The 15,604-nt window shown below is 62.0% G+C and carries 15 protein-coding genes; 2 read left to right on the top strand and 13 right to left on the bottom strand.

The annotated features are described in order from the left end of the window. Nucleotides 1-53 precede the first annotated feature (53 nt). From ftsH to RLO07_RS13685, 5 genes are all read right to left on the bottom strand, one after another. Nucleotides 54-1,859, bottom strand: coding sequence for an ATP-dependent zinc metalloprotease FtsH (ftsH, locus tag RLO07_RS13705; RefSeq protein ID WP_462292691.1), 1,806 nt, complete (start codon nt 1,857-1,859; stop codon nt 54-56). A gap of 83 nt (nt 1,860-1,942) precedes the next feature. Next, complete coding sequence (locus tag RLO07_RS13700) at nt 1,943-2,962, bottom strand: sodium:calcium antiporter (RefSeq protein WP_462292690.1); 1,020 nt, start codon at nt 2,960-2,962, stop codon at nt 1,943-1,945. Further along, entirely contained in the window at nt 2,962-4,428 is a 1,467-nt protein-coding gene (locus RLO07_RS13695; RefSeq protein ID WP_462292689.1) for an esterase/lipase family protein, read from the bottom strand. Before RLO07_RS13695 ends, RLO07_RS13700 begins: the two co-directional genes overlap by 1 nt. 247 nt (nt 4,429-4,675) lie before the next feature. Next, nucleotides 4,676-5,953, bottom strand: a complete 1,278-nt coding sequence (locus tag RLO07_RS13690; protein ID WP_462292877.1) for a DUF2254 domain-containing protein — start codon at nt 5,951-5,953, stop codon at nt 4,676-4,678. Between the two features lie 117 nt (nt 5,954-6,070). Then, entirely contained in the window at nt 6,071-6,745 is a 675-nt protein-coding gene (locus RLO07_RS13685; RefSeq protein ID WP_462292688.1) for an SOS response-associated peptidase, read from the bottom strand. 112 nt (nt 6,746-6,857) lie between these two features. Here RLO07_RS13685 and RLO07_RS13680 point away from each other — a divergent pair, with 112 nt between their 5' ends. After that, nucleotides 6,858-7,034 (top strand): DUF6435 family protein, encoded by a 177-nt coding sequence (locus RLO07_RS13680; RefSeq protein ID WP_462292687.1) that lies wholly within the window; start codon nt 6,858-6,860, stop codon nt 7,032-7,034. A 94-nt stretch (nt 7,035-7,128) separates the two neighbouring features. Here RLO07_RS13680 and RLO07_RS13675 read toward each other — a convergent pair whose 3' ends face one another. From RLO07_RS13675 to RLO07_RS13640, 8 genes are all read right to left on the bottom strand, one after another. After that, nucleotides 7,129-8,223 carry an NADH:flavin oxidoreductase/NADH oxidase family protein gene (locus RLO07_RS13675; RefSeq protein WP_462292686.1) on the bottom strand — a complete coding sequence of 365 codons (1,095 nt, stop codon included), beginning with the start codon at nt 8,221-8,223 and terminating at the stop codon, nt 7,129-7,131. A gap of 90 nt (nt 8,224-8,313) precedes the next feature. Beyond that, nucleotides 8,314-9,480 carry a cation:proton antiporter gene (locus RLO07_RS13670; protein ID WP_462292685.1) on the bottom strand — a complete coding sequence of 389 codons (1,167 nt, stop codon included), beginning with the start codon at nt 9,478-9,480 and terminating at the stop codon, nt 8,314-8,316. A gap of 19 nt (nt 9,481-9,499) precedes the next feature. Beyond that, on the bottom strand, nt 9,500-10,099 hold the full coding sequence (locus tag RLO07_RS13665) for a pentapeptide repeat-containing protein (RefSeq protein WP_462292684.1): 600 nt from the start codon (nt 10,097-10,099) through the stop codon (nt 9,500-9,502). 1 nt (nt 10,100) lies between these two features. Continuing rightward, nucleotides 10,101-10,724 (bottom strand): TPM domain-containing protein, encoded by a 624-nt coding sequence (locus RLO07_RS13660; RefSeq protein WP_462292683.1) that lies wholly within the window; start codon nt 10,722-10,724, stop codon nt 10,101-10,103. Nucleotides 10,725-10,784: 60 nt separating this feature from the next. After that, nucleotides 10,785-11,555, bottom strand: coding sequence for a TPM domain-containing protein (locus tag RLO07_RS13655; RefSeq protein WP_462292682.1), 771 nt, complete (start codon nt 11,553-11,555; stop codon nt 10,785-10,787). Next, complete coding sequence (locus tag RLO07_RS13650; RefSeq protein ID WP_462292681.1) at nt 11,555-12,172, bottom strand: LemA family protein; 618 nt, start codon at nt 12,170-12,172, stop codon at nt 11,555-11,557. Before RLO07_RS13650 ends, RLO07_RS13655 begins: the two co-directional genes overlap by 1 nt. Before the next feature lie 625 nt (nt 12,173-12,797). Further along, nucleotides 12,798-13,496, bottom strand: a complete 699-nt coding sequence (locus RLO07_RS13645; protein ID WP_462292680.1) for an NAD(P)-dependent oxidoreductase — start codon at nt 13,494-13,496, stop codon at nt 12,798-12,800. Nucleotides 13,497-13,559: 63 nt separating this feature from the next. Continuing rightward, entirely contained in the window at nt 13,560-14,540 is a 981-nt protein-coding gene (locus RLO07_RS13640; protein WP_462292679.1) for a cyclase family protein, read from the bottom strand. 109 nt (nt 14,541-14,649) lie between these two features. Between RLO07_RS13640 and RLO07_RS13635 the strand changes: the two genes are divergently transcribed. Next, nucleotides 14,650-15,567 (top strand): LysR family transcriptional regulator, encoded by a 918-nt coding sequence (locus RLO07_RS13635; RefSeq protein ID WP_462292678.1) that lies wholly within the window; start codon nt 14,650-14,652, stop codon nt 15,565-15,567. Nucleotides 15,568-15,604: the final 37 nt, after the last annotated feature.

Below are 15,604 nucleotides of genomic sequence, written 5' to 3'. Positions count from 1 at the left end.
ACAAGGGTTGCGATAGCGGCAAGTATAGAGCCTGCGAAGTCCCGGTTACCCCGTCATTGCTTCGCCGCAGACAAGGCCGGGAAATCCTCCGGTGTCAGTGTTTCTTTCTCCAGCAGCAGCCGCGCGCCTTCGTCGAGTAGCGCCCGGCGCTCTACCAGGATGCCCTGGGCGCGCTGGTAGGCGGCGTCTATCAACTCACGGACTGCCAGGTCCACTTCGCGGGCAGTCTCCTCGGAGTAATCCTTCTCGCGCACCCCGACCTGCTGGTCGCCGAGATAGGTGGTGGTCTGGCGCTCGAGTACCGCCTGGCCCAGCGCCTCGGTCATGCCGAAACGGGTGACAATCTGCCGCGCTACATCCGTGACCTTGGCCAGATCGTCGGCGGCGCCGGTGGAGATCTCGCCGAAGACGGTGAACTCGGCGGCGCGCCCGGCCAGCAGCACCGTCATGCGGCCCTCGAGTTCCCGGGTAGTGAGCAGAAAACGGTCATCGGTCGGCCGCTGCATGGTATAGCCGAGTGCGCCGATTGAACGTGGGATGATCGATACCTTGTGCACCGGATCGCCGCCGGGAATACTCGCCGCCACCAGCGCGTGACCCATCTCGTGGTAGGCGACCACCTCGCGTTCGTGCGGTTGCAGCAGGCGACCCTTGCGCTCGGCGCCGGCGACGACCCGTTCCACTGCGGCAGTGAAATCGGCGGTGCCGACTTCCTGCCCGCCGCGGCGAGTGGCGACAATGGCGGCCTCGTTGACCAGATTGGCGAGATCGGCGCCGGTGAAGCCGGGGGTGATGCCGGCGATCTGCCCGAGGTCCACCTCCGCCGCGAGTCGCACTCGCTGGGCATGCACCTCGAGAATCGCGTGACGGCCCTTGCGGTCTGGCCGATCGAGTACCACCTGGCGATCGAAGCGGCCGGCGCGCAGCAGCGCGGGATCGAGAATTTCCGGGCGGTTGGTCGCGGCCAGCAGCACAATGCCCTCGCGCGGATCGAAACCGTCGAGTTCCGCGAGCAACTGGTTCAGGGTCTGTTCCTTCTCGTCCTGCCCGCCGAAGCCGCCCAGACCGCGGCTGCGCCCCAGGGCATCCACTTCGTCGATGAAAATAATGCAGGGCGCCGCCCGACGCGCCTGTTCGAACAGGTCGCGCACCCGCGCCGCGCCGACGCCTACGAACATCTCCACGAATTCCGAGCCGGAGATGGAGAAGAAGGGCACGCCGGCTTGCCCCGCTACCGCCTTGGCGATCAGGGTCTTGCCCGTACCCGGGGGACCGACCAGCAGGATACCCTTGGGAATCCGTGCACCGAGGCGCCCGTAGCGCTCCTTGTCCTTGAGGAAGGAGACGATCTCCATCAGTTCCATCTTCGCCTCGTCGACCCCGGCGACATCGTCGAAGGTCACCCCGGTATCGCGCTCCACCAGTACCCGCGCCCTGGACTTGCCCACATTCACCATGCCGCCGAAGCCCTGCTTCTCGGCGAAGCGGCGGAACACGAACATCCAGATGGCGAGAAACACCAGCAGCGGCAGCAGCCAGGCCAGCAGGTTGGAGAGAAAGGTGTTCTGCACCTTGCCGGTAAAGATCGCACCCGAATCACGGATCTGCTCCGTCAGTGCCGGGTCGACACGGTTGGTGACGAAGTACTGCTTGCTGTTGATCGGGTCCTTGAAGCGGCCACTGATCTGTTCCTGTTCCACGGTGAGCTCGACGATACGCCCGTCATTGAGCAGGCTCAGGAACTCGCTGTAGGGGATCACCTCCACATTGCGGGTGGTGGCCCACCAGTTCTGGAACAGCAGGATTGCGAGGAGAGTGACAAAAAAGTACCAGGAGTTCCACTGGTGCTGCTTGTTCATGAGTGCGCTTCCGCGATGGCTCGGGCCTTCACCCCAACCTTAACGTGTCGCTGTGGGTGCGTCCATCGCCGCCCGGATGTGGCTCAGCCTGCCGCCATCACGATGCCCAGCGCCAGGGCGTAGACCGCCAGGATCAGTACGCTTTCAAACCCGATCCGGCCGATGCCATAGAGCTCGCGCCGGAGCATACCCATCAGCAGGATGGCGGTCATCAGGATGCCGACCAGGCCCCAGGTCATCTGCACCGGCGCCATGGCGTGGTAGATGGAGCCGCCCGGATAGCCGGCATCGGCAGCAGCTACCACCAGCATGTTGAAGCAGTTGGTGCCGAAAATGTTGCTGACCGCGAGGGTCAGCGCCCGCTGGCGGATGGCCGCGATGGTCGTCACCAGCTCGGGTGAGGAGGTGGCGAGTGCCGTGAGCAGGCCGCCGACCAGGGATTCCGACAGCCCGGCCTGGTCGCTGATGACCTTCGCGGCGTCCATCAATATCCAGCCGGCACCCCCGGTTACCGCACCCAGGGCGATGAAGCTGAACCAAGCCGTCGACAGCTTGCCGTGGCGATGGCGGGTCGGTTGGTCCGGCACCGTCTGGCGGGTATGGCGGGGGATCCACATGGGTTGTTGCTGTGTGCCGCGAACCAGGTACAGACCTGACAGATAGGCGGCCACGATCACGGGCGTAACCGGATGCACACCCCACAGGCTCAGCGCCGGCATGGCCACGGCCATCAATGGCAACGTCAGCAGCACGATCAGCAACGCCGCCAGCATCAGGATGGTGGGGGAGGCGGCCGCGTGCTCCAGGTTGGCCTTGCGATAGACCATGTCGGCGATGCCGAGAAACACCAGGTTGGCCGCCATGCTGCCCATGATATTGCTCATGGCCAGGTCGGGGCGGGAATCCAGCGCCGCGCTCAGGGTGGCGGCAAAGTCAGGCAGCGACGTCACCCCTGCCAGCAGGAATACCCCGAACAGTGCCTCGCCAAGGCCGCTGCGATCGGACAGCTCGTCCGCAACCCGCGCCAGTTGGCTGCCGGCGATGGTGATGACCAGGGCGGCGAGGCCGAAAGCGACAATGGCGGTGGTCAGGGTTGCAAACATTACTTGCCCGGGGCACTCTCGTCCCGCACCCGCAACACCAGTGCTCCGGCATCCAGGTGGCGGGAGTGCAATTCGAAGCGGATGTCGTCACTGCGCGGGTGGCGGGTACCGGCAGCGGGAAGATCGCTGTCCATTGCTGTCCAGCCGGCGCGTACCAGCCGACCCTCGCCGCCATCAGTATCGCGTATGCCGACAGTCAGCGTGTCCTGAAACAGGTGCTCGCCGAAGTAGTGCCGGTCCCGGAGTACCCGCCGTTCGCTCACATAGTGCGGCAACAGGCGCAGGCGAATCTGGAAGTGGGAATAGCGCTCGCGGTTGCTGGGGCGGCCGGCGCGGGCCAGGTAGGTGCGGAACAGGGTCTCGTGGCTGTCCTCCAGGTCCCGTGCGCCCACGGTCAGTGCCGAGCCGTGTTCCTCGCGCTGATCGGTCATCACCACCTCCTCGCCGCGGATCAGCACGGTGGTCTCGACCAGGATGAAACGCAGATCCTCATCGTCACGCAGGGAGTCCTTGAGGCGCATGCCCTCAAGCTCGATCTTGACGCTGGTATCGCCGAACAGGAAGCGCTGCAGGTTCTGGTAGCCCTCCTCGGAGTTGACGATTCCCATGGGTCCGCTATGGCTGCGATAGACGAAGGCGCGGCTGCTGCCGTGCACATAGGCATGGTCCATCTGCACCAGACCATCGCTGCCCGGGCCCACCGCCAGGCGCGCCAGGTTGTAGTCGGTGTGATTGGTACCTATCAGCGAGAACACCCGTTCTGCCGGAAAGTGGTCGCCAATCTCGTGCAGCCGGCGTTCGTCCCAGTCCCCGGGAAAATCCAGGTATTCTCGCATGCGTGCGGGGCCGAAGGTGTCGGAATCGTTGAGTCCCAGTAGATCCCGCACCCTGGTAAGGAACCCCAGGCCGCGGCGGAAGTGGATTCCACGGTGGGGCGAGGCATAGGTGAACAGGCGCGCTACCCGCTCGGTGGCGCGTTCCTTCAGTACCCGCTGGATCAGCGAGCGACACACAAGCCCGCCCATGGAGTGGGCGACCAGATGCACCTGTTGGGCCCCGGTTTCCCGGCGCACGAACTCCAGCAGTCGTCCAAGATTCTCGCCCAGGGTCTCTATATTGTCCCGGTTGCCATCGCCGACACGTTCCGAGGTGCGATCGTAGTAGCGGTAGACCCACAGGGAGCGCAGCGGGAAACCCTGCGCCTGGTAACGTTCTTCCTCACCGTTGAGGAGCCTGACGTCCCCGCCCTCGTCGACGCGGGCGAAGATGTCGGCATAGCCGTGGTCCTTCATCAAGCGCACCAGCGGACTCTCGAAGATAAAGAAGTCAGGGTCGCCGTCCGGTCCGGTACGCACCTGGGTGCTGCCGAGGTTGAAGCCGTAGTAGGGCAGGTTCACCGTGTGCTCGACGGCGCCCTCGCTACCCGCGTAGCCCCGGACGTAGATGATTGGCAAGTGCCCGCTCATGTAACCTCCCTGTCTTTGGTGCCGCCGGGGGAAACGGCCAACTCAGGCGGCCCCCGGCCTGAGTATAGACCAGCGCATTTGCGTGCAGCCGGCCACCGTCGAGCCTGCGTCAAATATTTGACGGATCCGCTGAAATGTAGCAAAAAGCTCCGTTTTGAGTCCCCCAGGCACCCAAAAGGGCTGTTTCTGGCTGCTAAAGGCACTTTTTCGTACAAGCTCTCTCGCCCCTGCGCGCAACCACCCAATCTCAATCCGCCAATGCAGGGGGCCGCTCCTCCGCACTGAAGCTGGCGGCGTCGCGAACCGTCGCAAGGTCCTCGGGCAGGGTCAGCGCCATGCTGGAGCGCTCCAGCGCCAGGCCGCGGTGATAGCAGGCGGCCTCCCGAATTTTCTCGTCACCAAGCGACGCCAGAGTGGACAACGCTTTCTGCAACCTGACCGAAACCTCGACCTGGCTGGCGCCATCCCGGGCAATCACGGTAAAGGCGTCGTCGAACATGTCCCGCATCGAGATTTCGGGCACTTCCACCCGATCGCACGGCGGCCGCTCATCATCCCCGGCTGTTGCCGGCAAGGACCACAAATGAAACAGCCGCACCAGCCTTCCCACAACGTCAATCGCAGTGCCGGGATCATTGACCGCGGGCGACAGCGCCTTGCCGGCGATCTCCGCCAGCACCACCAGGCCGAACCTCGGGTCATCGTCGAACTGGCGGTTGGTACCAATCTCGAACGCCTCGACTACGGGGGCACAATCCGGCGCGGTCGCGTCGGCGCGAAACCCGGCAACGTAAGCCAGTGGCCGGTCCGGCGTGGCGAAAGTGCCCGGCAAGGCCGTCAATATCACCCGTACTTCATTCTTCTCCGCCCAGGCTTGCAGCGCGGCGATGTCGATGTGCTGCACGTAGCCGACCTGCGTCGCGAATACCGGCTGTCCCGCAGGCCGGGCGCGTGCCAAGGACCCGCGCAGGGTTGGTGCGTCCCGCCGCCGCCGCAGCGCTTCACCCGTTGCCTTCTCCACCTTGTCCAGGGTTGATCCCATCCGCCCCAGCCGGGCGATGCTATCGACCCAGCGGACGAAGGTAAAAATGACCATGCTGAATACGAGCGCCGTAACGACGAAGAGGATAAAAAGACCCCCTGTCTGGTAATAGTCGTTTTTGACCGCCGTGATCGCCACGATGGAAAAAATGAATGCGCCGACAAAAGCGGAGAGAGCATTCTGGGAGGCATCGTCCGCGACCACCAGGACGAATGACCGCGGCGTGGCCGTATTGCTTGCCGCCGCATACGCAGAAACCATGGAGGCCACCGAAAACGTGGCAATGACCAGCATGCTGGCAGCCATGACGGACAGCAGCGTCTCGACTGAGTCCATTGAGACTTCCGGCACCAATTGCCGCAACTGGGTGCTATCGAAAAGCTTTGCGATAAAAACCATGCCGATTGATAGCAGGCAAATTATCATCGGTCTCACCCAGAGCCGCTCTCGCAGTTGCTTGAGCAGAAATCTGAGGCGGTCCATTGAAACCATGGAAGTCATACCCATTTCCTTTGGCCTTTCAAGCCGTTAGCCCTTCCGCATGACCACGTACTGTCGCATCCCTTGCCATGATAGTGGAAGCTGCATCACCCGACCTGCTTAGCTTTCGCCCCGAAGCTCCACAAACTGGCCAGTCGGCTCAAGCAGCGCGGGGTCCTTCCTGCTGGAATTGCCCACGGCCCGACTGACCGGGTAGAGCTCAAGATCGAATTTCAGGATGGGTGCCAGCAGCGTGTCGCTGGCATCAATCGTCTGTTCGTTATCCAGCCAGCGTCGGCATTCCTCCCGGGTGAGCATCACGGGCATGCGGGCGTGCCAGGGACGGAAGTCCGCGGCCGCTTCGGTTGTCACCAGGGTACAGGACAGCAGGGGTGTGTCCGCTCCCTCCCAGACATCCCACAAGGCGGCTACCGCGATGCATTGCTCCGCATTGGTGATAAGCCAGGGCTGCTTGTGTCCGTTCTCCATGCGCCACTCAATGAAACTGGACATGGGCACCACACCGCGCTGGCGCCGGAAAGGCCCGCGAAAGGCGGGGCTGCTGGTCAGGGATTCAGCGCGGGCATTGAACATGCTGTACTTTGTGGTGACCTCACTGGCCCAGGAAGGCACCAGCCACCACCGGGCCATGTCGCCGCCGGTAGCGCGCAGGAGCAGGATGTCCTCGGTGGGGGCGATGTTGACGCGCGGCTCGGGCAGTGGGGAATCAATGCCCAGGTAATTCATCAGATCCTGGAGCCCGGGCAGACTGGTAATGTTGAAGCGGCCACACATGGGGGTACTCTAGCTGGCGATGGAATGGAGTCAATCACACATTTTTCAGGCTGAGCTGAACCAAATGCTTTCCTGCCCGTATCCATATGACGGTGACTAAAAGGGACAGGTAATGTTTGGTTTCTTCAAGACCTCTGCTGCAAGGCAAGTCAAAAAACTGCAAAAAGAGTACGAGTCCAAGCTGGGTGAGGCAATGCATGCTCAGCGCAATGGTGACATACGCAGTTACTCGATGCTGTCAGAGGAGGCGGACAGGCTCTACCGACAGCTGGTCGCAATCAAGCCATAGTGCAGAGGCTGGCCTGCTGCGCGTGGGCGGCTTCAACCCTGCTGGACCTTTTGTAGTCGGCGCCGCGCCGCGAGCCATTGCCTCTGCTGTGTCATTACCTTGCGCGCTCCAGTGAAAACCGACATGCCTGGTTCTGCCTTGCCCGTGTGCCCCAGCGTATCCAGTTGCGCGTAGTACCAGTACTGCACCGCGAACGTCGCCAGGGTGCGCAATGTCTTGTTCCGGGTGAGGAACGACAGCGGCGCCGGAAGCCGCCCGTCACCATCAGCGGAATCGACACTTGCTCCTGCATGGCCAGCGCAAAATCAACGAAATAGGCTTCACGCATCCGGGTGGAACGCGCCACCTGCTGTGTTTCCTCCTCCTCGATACCTTCAACACCCAATAGCTTGGGTTGTTCGTAGGTGCCACCTGAGATCTCCAGCAGATCGATACCTGCGGCCTCCAGCCATTGGGCCACCTGCAGGCTGTCCTCGAAAGCGAATCCACCTTTCTGGAAATCGGCGCTGTTGAGCTTGACCGCTACCGGGAAATCCGGGCCCACCGCTGCGCGCACCGCCTTGACTGTATCCAGCAGTGCGCGAGCGCGATTCGCCAGGCCGCCGCCATACTCGTCGCTGCGCTGGTTACTGCGCGGACTGAGAAACTGCGACAGCAGGTAGCCGTGGGCCGCATGCACCTGCACACCGGTGAAGCCGGCGGCTTTCACGGCCGCTGCGCAGACCGCAAAGCGCCGCACAATCTCCTCGATCTCAGCAACCGTCAGCGCCACGGGCTCACCGAACTGTCCACCGGGCAGGCCGAGCTTTATCGGGGACGGTGCTTGCGGATGCGGATTGACATTTTTCTGGGTCTGCCGCCCCGCGTGGTTGATCTGCGCCCAGAAGTGATTGCCGTTGCGCGTGGCTGCTGCCGCCCACCGTGCCAGTGCTTGATGCATGGCCGCATCCGGCTCTCGATCAATGATCACATTGCCCGGGCGCTCGAGGTGATCGCCATCAATCAGGATGTTGCCGGACAACAACAGCCCGGCGCCACCGTCGCTCCACAGCCCATATAGTCGCTCGAGAGCCTGTGTCGGCACGCCGGCAGGGTCGGCCAGCCCCTCGGTCATCGCGGCCTTGGCGATGCGGTTGGGCAGGGTGGCGCCGCAGGGGAGAGTGAGGGGCAGGGAGAGAGCATCCGACATGGCTGATCCTGAACTGAGGGGGATTGGTGGTTTGAAAGCGGTCGCCCTTGGCGGCACTTGACGATCCTGTTGCTTGTGGCTGGCGTGGCGTCACGCGGCTTCCCGGGCCCGCCGAAGCGCCAGGCGGGTCATCGGTGGCCCCACGATTTCGAACACCACGGTGGAAGCCAGCACCACCGACAGCAAAATGTCGGCACGCTCGGGGAACCGCTGGGCGGCCACCAGCGCCATGCCCACAGCCACTCCCGCCTGGGGCAGCAGTGCAGCGCCCATCCAGAGGCCCATGCCATGGCCCATGCCGCGCCCTCGTGCCCCAGCCGACGCGCCCAGCAGGCGGCCGGCCACCCGGGCGACGATGTATGCGGCGCCCAGCCAGCCCACCGCGGGTAGTGCATCCAGTTCCAGTGCGGCACCAGCGAGCAGGAAGAACACCAGCATGAACGGCCACTGGATATGCTCGATGGCGTGGAATGGCCGCTTGTGGTGCTTTGCCAGGTTGGCCACCACCATGCCCATGACAACGGCTGCGAGCAGGAATGATACCTCAAGCCAGCGGGCGGCCCCCAGACACAGGAAGACCAGTCCCAGAGCCTCGGCCAGTGTTGGATCGCCCCGCGAGATACGACCGGTCATGTAAGCGGCCGGGACGCCCAGGACGACGCCCAATACCAATGCGCCGCCAATGTCCCACAGCCCGTGGGTCAACGCGACCATGCCGTCATCACCATTCAGCATGGCCGTCGCACCCAGCAGCAGACTGAAGATGAAGACTCCCCAGACATCGTCCACGGAGACCACGCCCAGAAGGGTCTCGGTGAACGCTCCGTCGGCGCCGCTCTCGCGGACAACGTCCGCGGTGGCTGCGGGATCCGTGGCGCTGGACAGGGCGCCAAGCAGCAACGCGAGAACGAGGTCGCCGGTCAAGAGCCAGACAGTGGTGAACACCACCGTGACGGAGACGGCGACAACGGCAAGGGACAAGGCCAGGACGCTGGGACCGTGGCGTTTCAGATTCGGGGCGGTCAGGTGGCTGCCCAGCAGGAAGCCGACCATGGTCAGGGCAACCTGGGACACCGCGGTGAACCAAAGCGTGCCGGCGGGCTGCAGCCAACCCAGTAGTGACGGGCCGAAGGCCACACCGGCGATAATCAACAGCGTCACCCGGGGAATGGTAGTGCGCCTGCCCAGCAACTCCGCCGCGAGCCCGACCATGAGCATCAGGCCCAGGAGGAGGATCATCTCGGTAAGGTTGTTCATGAAAATATTCCCGGAGAGTCTAGTCCACCAGCTCGATGCCCAGGCTCTCCAACAAACTCAATGCCTCATGGCGTGAAAATCTTGCGCCTGCCACTTCGTTGTCCAGAACGTTGATCGCGTACCCCGTGGACTCGCTGAAATCCACATTCCTTAAATTTGTTCTCATGAACACACTGTGTGTAAAGTCACAGCAAGTCATTGCAGAGTCTGCAAAGTTGCCTTCACGAAAATCCGCATCGTGCAGCTTGCACTCATCCAGCACCAGCTCGTTCAAGGTGAGGCCAAAAAATGAGCAGTCGTTGAGGATGCAGTGATGAAACTCCAACTCAAAATCAACATGAAACACAGGCCAGCTGGCCTTGCCCCAGTCGATACCAATCAGCTTGGTCTCCTTGAAGACCACAGCAAACAGTCGCGTATTGGCAAGGTCCATTAAACTCAGGTTGCAGCGGACGAACTCGCAATGAGTAAACCTGCAGTTCCTGAAAGCCGTTTGAGAGAAGTTGCAGTCAATGAACTGGCACTCTTCAAATTCGATATCCTGATACTGTGTGTCCGGCAGTTCCAGCTTCCTGAAAGAAGCGTCGAGGTACTGCCCGCTATCTTCAATGGTTGTCATTTTATCCTGTGGGCAGTATCACCAGATGATTGGGCAGTTCGTTGCGTTCGTGGGTGGCGGGCACATGCGCTTTCAGGAGCTTGCCGCAGGCAGCGATGCAGTCGAGAAATCCCTGACGGGTCTGGCCCTGGCGCACTTTGGCGGTGAAGTCCGCCACGATATCCTCCCAAACCGCGTTGTCGAGGAGGTCGGCAATGCCCTGGTCCACCAGGATCTCCACATAGCGTTCTGCCTCCGAGACGAAGATCAACATACCGGTGGCACCTGCGGTATGGTGCAGATTCTGCTCCAGGAATTGCCGCCGCGCCAGATTGGAGGCCCGCCAGTAGCGCACCTGCCGGGGAATCAGGCGGGTGTTGATGCCGGGCACTCGGAACAACAGGCTGAGCAGGATGAACGTCCCCCACTGCACCAGCAACAGCACGTCGGCACCGAACCAGCTGCCGAAATAATTGGCAGTACCCGGCAGCAGCAGTGCCAGGATGCCGGCCCAGAGCAAGGGAATATAGCTGTAGTTATCGGACTGGGCCGCCAGCACGGTCACCAGTTCGGCGTCGGTGTGCCGTTCCACCTCATTGATTGCAGCGGCAACAGCTTCCTGATCACTTTTGCTGAGTAATGTCATGATCCTGTGGTTCCCGTTGTCGGGTGAGTGGATCCGGTGTGTGCGGACACCCGTGCGGCGTTACCAGCCACCGGAGGCGCCGCCACCGCCAAAGCCGCCACCGCCGCCGCCGAAACCGCCACCACCGAAGCCGCCGCCTCCGAAGCCGCCGCCACGGCCGCCCATGGTAGCACCCAGCAGAGCCGCACCGACCAGCGCAGCGCCCCCGCGACCACCGCGGCCACCGCGACTGCCAATAAAGAACACCACCACCCACATGAGCAAGAAGAGCAGCCCTACCAGGCCGGGATTGGGCTTCTCCTGGACGGCTGGCTGTTGGCCCCGGGCAACCGCCAGCGGTTGGCCGCCGAGGACCTGGATCATGGCGGCCACGCCGTTGACGATCCCGGCCTGAAAATCCCCCTGACGGAAAGCCGGGGTGATAATGCGAGTGATGATGAAGGAGGACTCGGCGTCGGTGAGCCGGCCTTCGAGGCCATAGCCCGTTTCTATGCGGACTTTGCGTTCATCCCGTGCCACGATCAGCAGGGCACCGTTGTCCTCGCCCTCCTGGCCGATAGCCCAGTGCCGGCCCAACTGATAGCCAAAGTCCTCAATGGGGAAGCCCTGCAGGTCGGGCAAGGTGACCACAACAAGCTGTTCGGTGCTGGCCTGTTCGTGGGCCTGGAGCATCTGAGTCAGGCGCGCTTCCGCTTTGGGAGAGAGCATCTCCGCCCGGTCTACCACCCGGCCTGTAAGGGCGGGAAACTCCGGTGTCGACTGGGCCCAGACAGCGGTGGGGAGCAACAGCAGCAACGCCAGCAGCAGGCTTTTCCCGGGCCGGGCAAGCATCAGAATTCCACCGCGGGTGCCTCGTCGGCATTCTCCGTGGTGGCTTCGAAGTTGGCGTGCGGCTCCAGGTCGCTATACAGGATGCTGTGCCAGATTCTCCCCGGGAAGGTACGCAGCTCGGTGTTGTAGCGCTCCACTGCCTGAATGAAATCCCGGCGCGCGACGGCAATGCGATTTTCCGTACCTTCAAGCTGTGACTGCAGGGCCAGGAAGTTCTGGTTCGATTTGAGGTCGGGGTAGCGTTCGGATACGGCCATCAGGCGGCTCAGGGCGCTGCTCAGCTCACCCTGGGCCTGCTGGAACTGCTGCAGTTTCTCGGGATTGTTGAGAATGCTCTCGTCCACCTGGATCGACGTGGCCCTGGAGCGCGCCTCAATCACCGCGGTGAGCGTTTCCTGCTCCTGGGCGGCAAAGCCCTTGACCGTTTCCACCAGATTGGGAATCAGGTCGGCGCGACGCTGGTACTGGTTCTCCACCTGTGACCAGGCGGCGGTGACTCTCTCATCGTAGGTGGGGATGTTATTGATCCCGCAGCCGCTGAGCAACAAAACCAGTGCCAGCAGGGATGGGAGCTGCCAGAAAACCCGCTGTTGAATTGGCATGTGAAGGGTTCGCATAGTGCTCAGTCCCGGAGGTGGTTGCATGAACAGGGGAAGGTGCCCTGCCAGCAGGCAGAGGCACCGTATTATTAAATGGATGGGGGCAGGGTCAGGGTTTTCAAGTTCGTTGGCGTTTTCGTGGACGCGGTCGCGGGCGAAACCCTCGGATCAGGCGCTCAGAACCACGTTCACGCAGGCAATAGTGAAAGGTACAACGAGCCGGTCTCCGCAACTGTGTCGACCCGTACGTGCGCCTTGTCATGCCAGCAGAGTGCTTTCATATCGCGAACTGCCAGAAAGAATGAGCGAAGGACTGTATTCGCCTGGCTTCCCGACTTCGGTTCGGCAGCGAACATTCCCGATATCCGGCTGGTGGAACTCCATCAATTAGAGCAATTACTCCCATAAACGGGAGCCGAGATCTCACTGGAAGAAGCTGCTTCCGGATTTTCGGATATCACAGTGATTTCCATCAGGTTCAGAACCTGGACCGCCAGACCGAGCAGAAAGACCAACAGAGCACTCACGGCGGCGATATAGAACCAGCCCAGGTTGTGAGCCACCCACCCGGTGAGCTTGTTGCAGGTCTTGGCGGGCGATGCGCTCCCATCCGGCTGTACAGAGCGGCCAAAGGCCGCCTCCTCTACAGTGCTGATTTCAGCTGGTTGCGCTCCCGCGCAGAAGGTGTTTGACACCCGACAATCGCGGGAGCCTGCTGGATGAGGGCGTCATCCTCCAGCGCCTTCACCATGAACAGGGCAAAATCAATACGACGGGTGAGGTTGCTCTCCAACACCGGGTCCCCCACGTGCCTGCTCCATACTGGCAGGCCCTGGCTCTCTCCCTCTTCAAGATCGCTGCCGCGAACAACCGTCCATCTGGTTTCGCTCGCGAAGATTCGCCGGCACGCTTCTACCTGATCATCCAAGTCGACCAGGCGGAACAGCCTCGCCAGACCGCCGAAGATCTTTACTATCGCTTGCAACTTCCATGAATACACATCCTTGCCGTCCCGGCTGATGTGCCAGCCACAGGAAAAGATCAGACGCGCGTCTGGCTCCGAAAAATCCAGGACTGCCTGGGCGGTACCCGATGAGTACTGCCTGACTCCCCATGGAACCAATACAACCAACACGCCATTGCACCCGGAAACAGCACGTTGTATGACCTCACGATCATTCGTTGCACCGGGAATGATGGTGATCCGGTCTCTGAACTCATCGAGCTTGGCTACGCTTTTCTCCCTGCAAACACCGACGACTTCATAACCCTGGTCCAGAGCTTGTTGCACCATGTATCTACCGAGCTTTCCTGAAGCGCCAATAATGCAAACCCTGTTCATGATCGATCCCCTGAATTACCGGCCCGCCTTGCGTCTGCCAGCGCAGTTACTGACTATGGCGTGTCACCGCAAGGGTATGGCGACAGGTCGCAGAGGAGCTGCGTCTGCCCCCCGAAGCTTCAGTGGCGCCGCGACAAAGGCAAATTCGTACACTTTATCTCGAGCCAGGTCTTCGAGCCAGGCGAGTTCAATGATTGGTGCTCCCTGTTCTGCCAACAGATAGGTGTGCAGGGGCACGTAGTCGCTCGCCAGTTCCGAGGGAAATGCCTCCAGGCTCAGGTTGTCTGCGCCGACAATCATTGCCCCGGATTCCTCGACGAGGAAGCGGGCCGCCGCCAGCCCCAGGCCGGGCGGGTTGCCCATATAGGCCGAAGTATCGTCGAAGACGCGCATGCGTCCGGTCCGGATCAGGACCACATCGCCCTGCCGCAGATCTACCCGCTGGCGCAGCAGACTGGCTTCGAGGTCTGTGCGCGTGATGCGGTAGCCATCGGGCAGCATGGCAACACCTTTCGCCGCCGCCACGTCGAGCATGACGCCGCGGGCCACGATCGGCGGCATGTTCTCCACCCCGGCGACGCGCCAGCCGCGATCACCGAGGTGTTCTTGCGCACTGAAGCCGTTCCAGATCTCGCCATTGAGGCCAAAGTGCGCCAGGCCATCGATATGGGTCCCCATATGCGTGTACATGGAAACGGCGGCTCCGGTGTAACTGACGTGCCTGTTCATCTCGCCGCCGGTATTCAGCGGGTCATCGATAACGGTGCCGTGTGGGGTATGCGTCATCCAGATACGGTAGTGCGGGTCGCCGGCGGCCTGCCAGCTGGGCATGCCGATAAAGTACTCGACCGACAGGTCGTAGACTTTACCACCGGCGATACGCCTCAATATGGAGTCGCGCGAAGATTCAGTCATGAGATTCAGGCGACCGATTTCATCATCGGCTCCCCAGGGGCTGATACCCGCCTGGCGCTCAGCGGCTGACGCAGTGAATTGCCCGCCCAGCATCAGGGCGGCTGTGATTACCAGAGTCTTGTTGAGCATGTTCTTCTCCCGAGGTGAACAAGAGTTGATAGCCTAGCCCCACAGTCGGTATTGATAATCGGCCCGAATTGAAAGATTCTATTTCCATATTTTTACTAATGGTCCACCTATGGACGACCTCAATGATGTCGCTGTGTTTGTCGCAGTCGTCGACGCCGGGAGTTTCACCCGGGCAGCCGAGAGACTGAAAGTATCGCGCCCGGTAGTGAGCAAGCAGGTCAGCCGCCTGGAGGAGAGCCTCGGTGTGCGCCTGCTCAACCGCACCACGCGCCGCTTGAGTCTCACGGAAGCGGGACGCATTTTTCACGCCCAGACAAGTCGAGGGCTGGAGGACATTGCCGAAGCGCGGGCGGAAGTCTCGCGCCTGCAGGAGCAACCGCGCGGGGTCCTCAGAATCAACGTGCCAATGTCTTTCGGTATCCTGCACATCGCGCCGCTGCTGCCTGCGTTTATGCAGCAATATCCGGAACTGACGGTGGAAATGGACCTGAACGATCGCAAGCTGGATGTGATTGAAGAGGGCTTCGATGCCTCGGTACGTATCAGCGACCTGCCCGACTCCACTTTGGTGGCGCGCCGTCTCGCTCCCTGTCGCCACGTCATCGTGGCAGCACCGGCTTACCTGGAACGACACGGCATCCCGGACAGACCGGAAGACCTGCTGGAGCACGAGGTGCTTAGCTACAGCCTGCAGCAATCGGCCCAGGCGTGGCACTTCCTCGAACCCGGGGGACAGCCCACACAGGTAGCTGTCGCCGGCAGGCTGCAGGTGAACAACAGCCTGGCCCTGCGCGAGGCGCTGCTCGCTGGCATGGGTATTGCGCGGACCCCGACGTTCCTCGTGGGCGACGACCTGCGCCAGGGTCGGCTCACCACCGTGCTGGACGCCTGTCGCTCGCTGGAGGTGTCCATCTACATCGTCTACCCGCAGCGCCGCTACCTGTCGCCGAAAGTGCGTGCCTTTGCGGACTTTCTGGTAGCCAAAATCAAGGACCCCCCCTACTGGGACCAGCTGTCACCGCAGTAGATTTGTCAATTCGGGTTACCAATCATTTTCCGTTCAG

Source organism: Haliea sp. (assembly GCF_040221975.1).
Lineage (GTDB): Bacteria > Pseudomonadota > Gammaproteobacteria > Pseudomonadales > Halieaceae > Haliea.
This window is presented reverse-complemented; position numbering and strand designations above follow the sequence as displayed.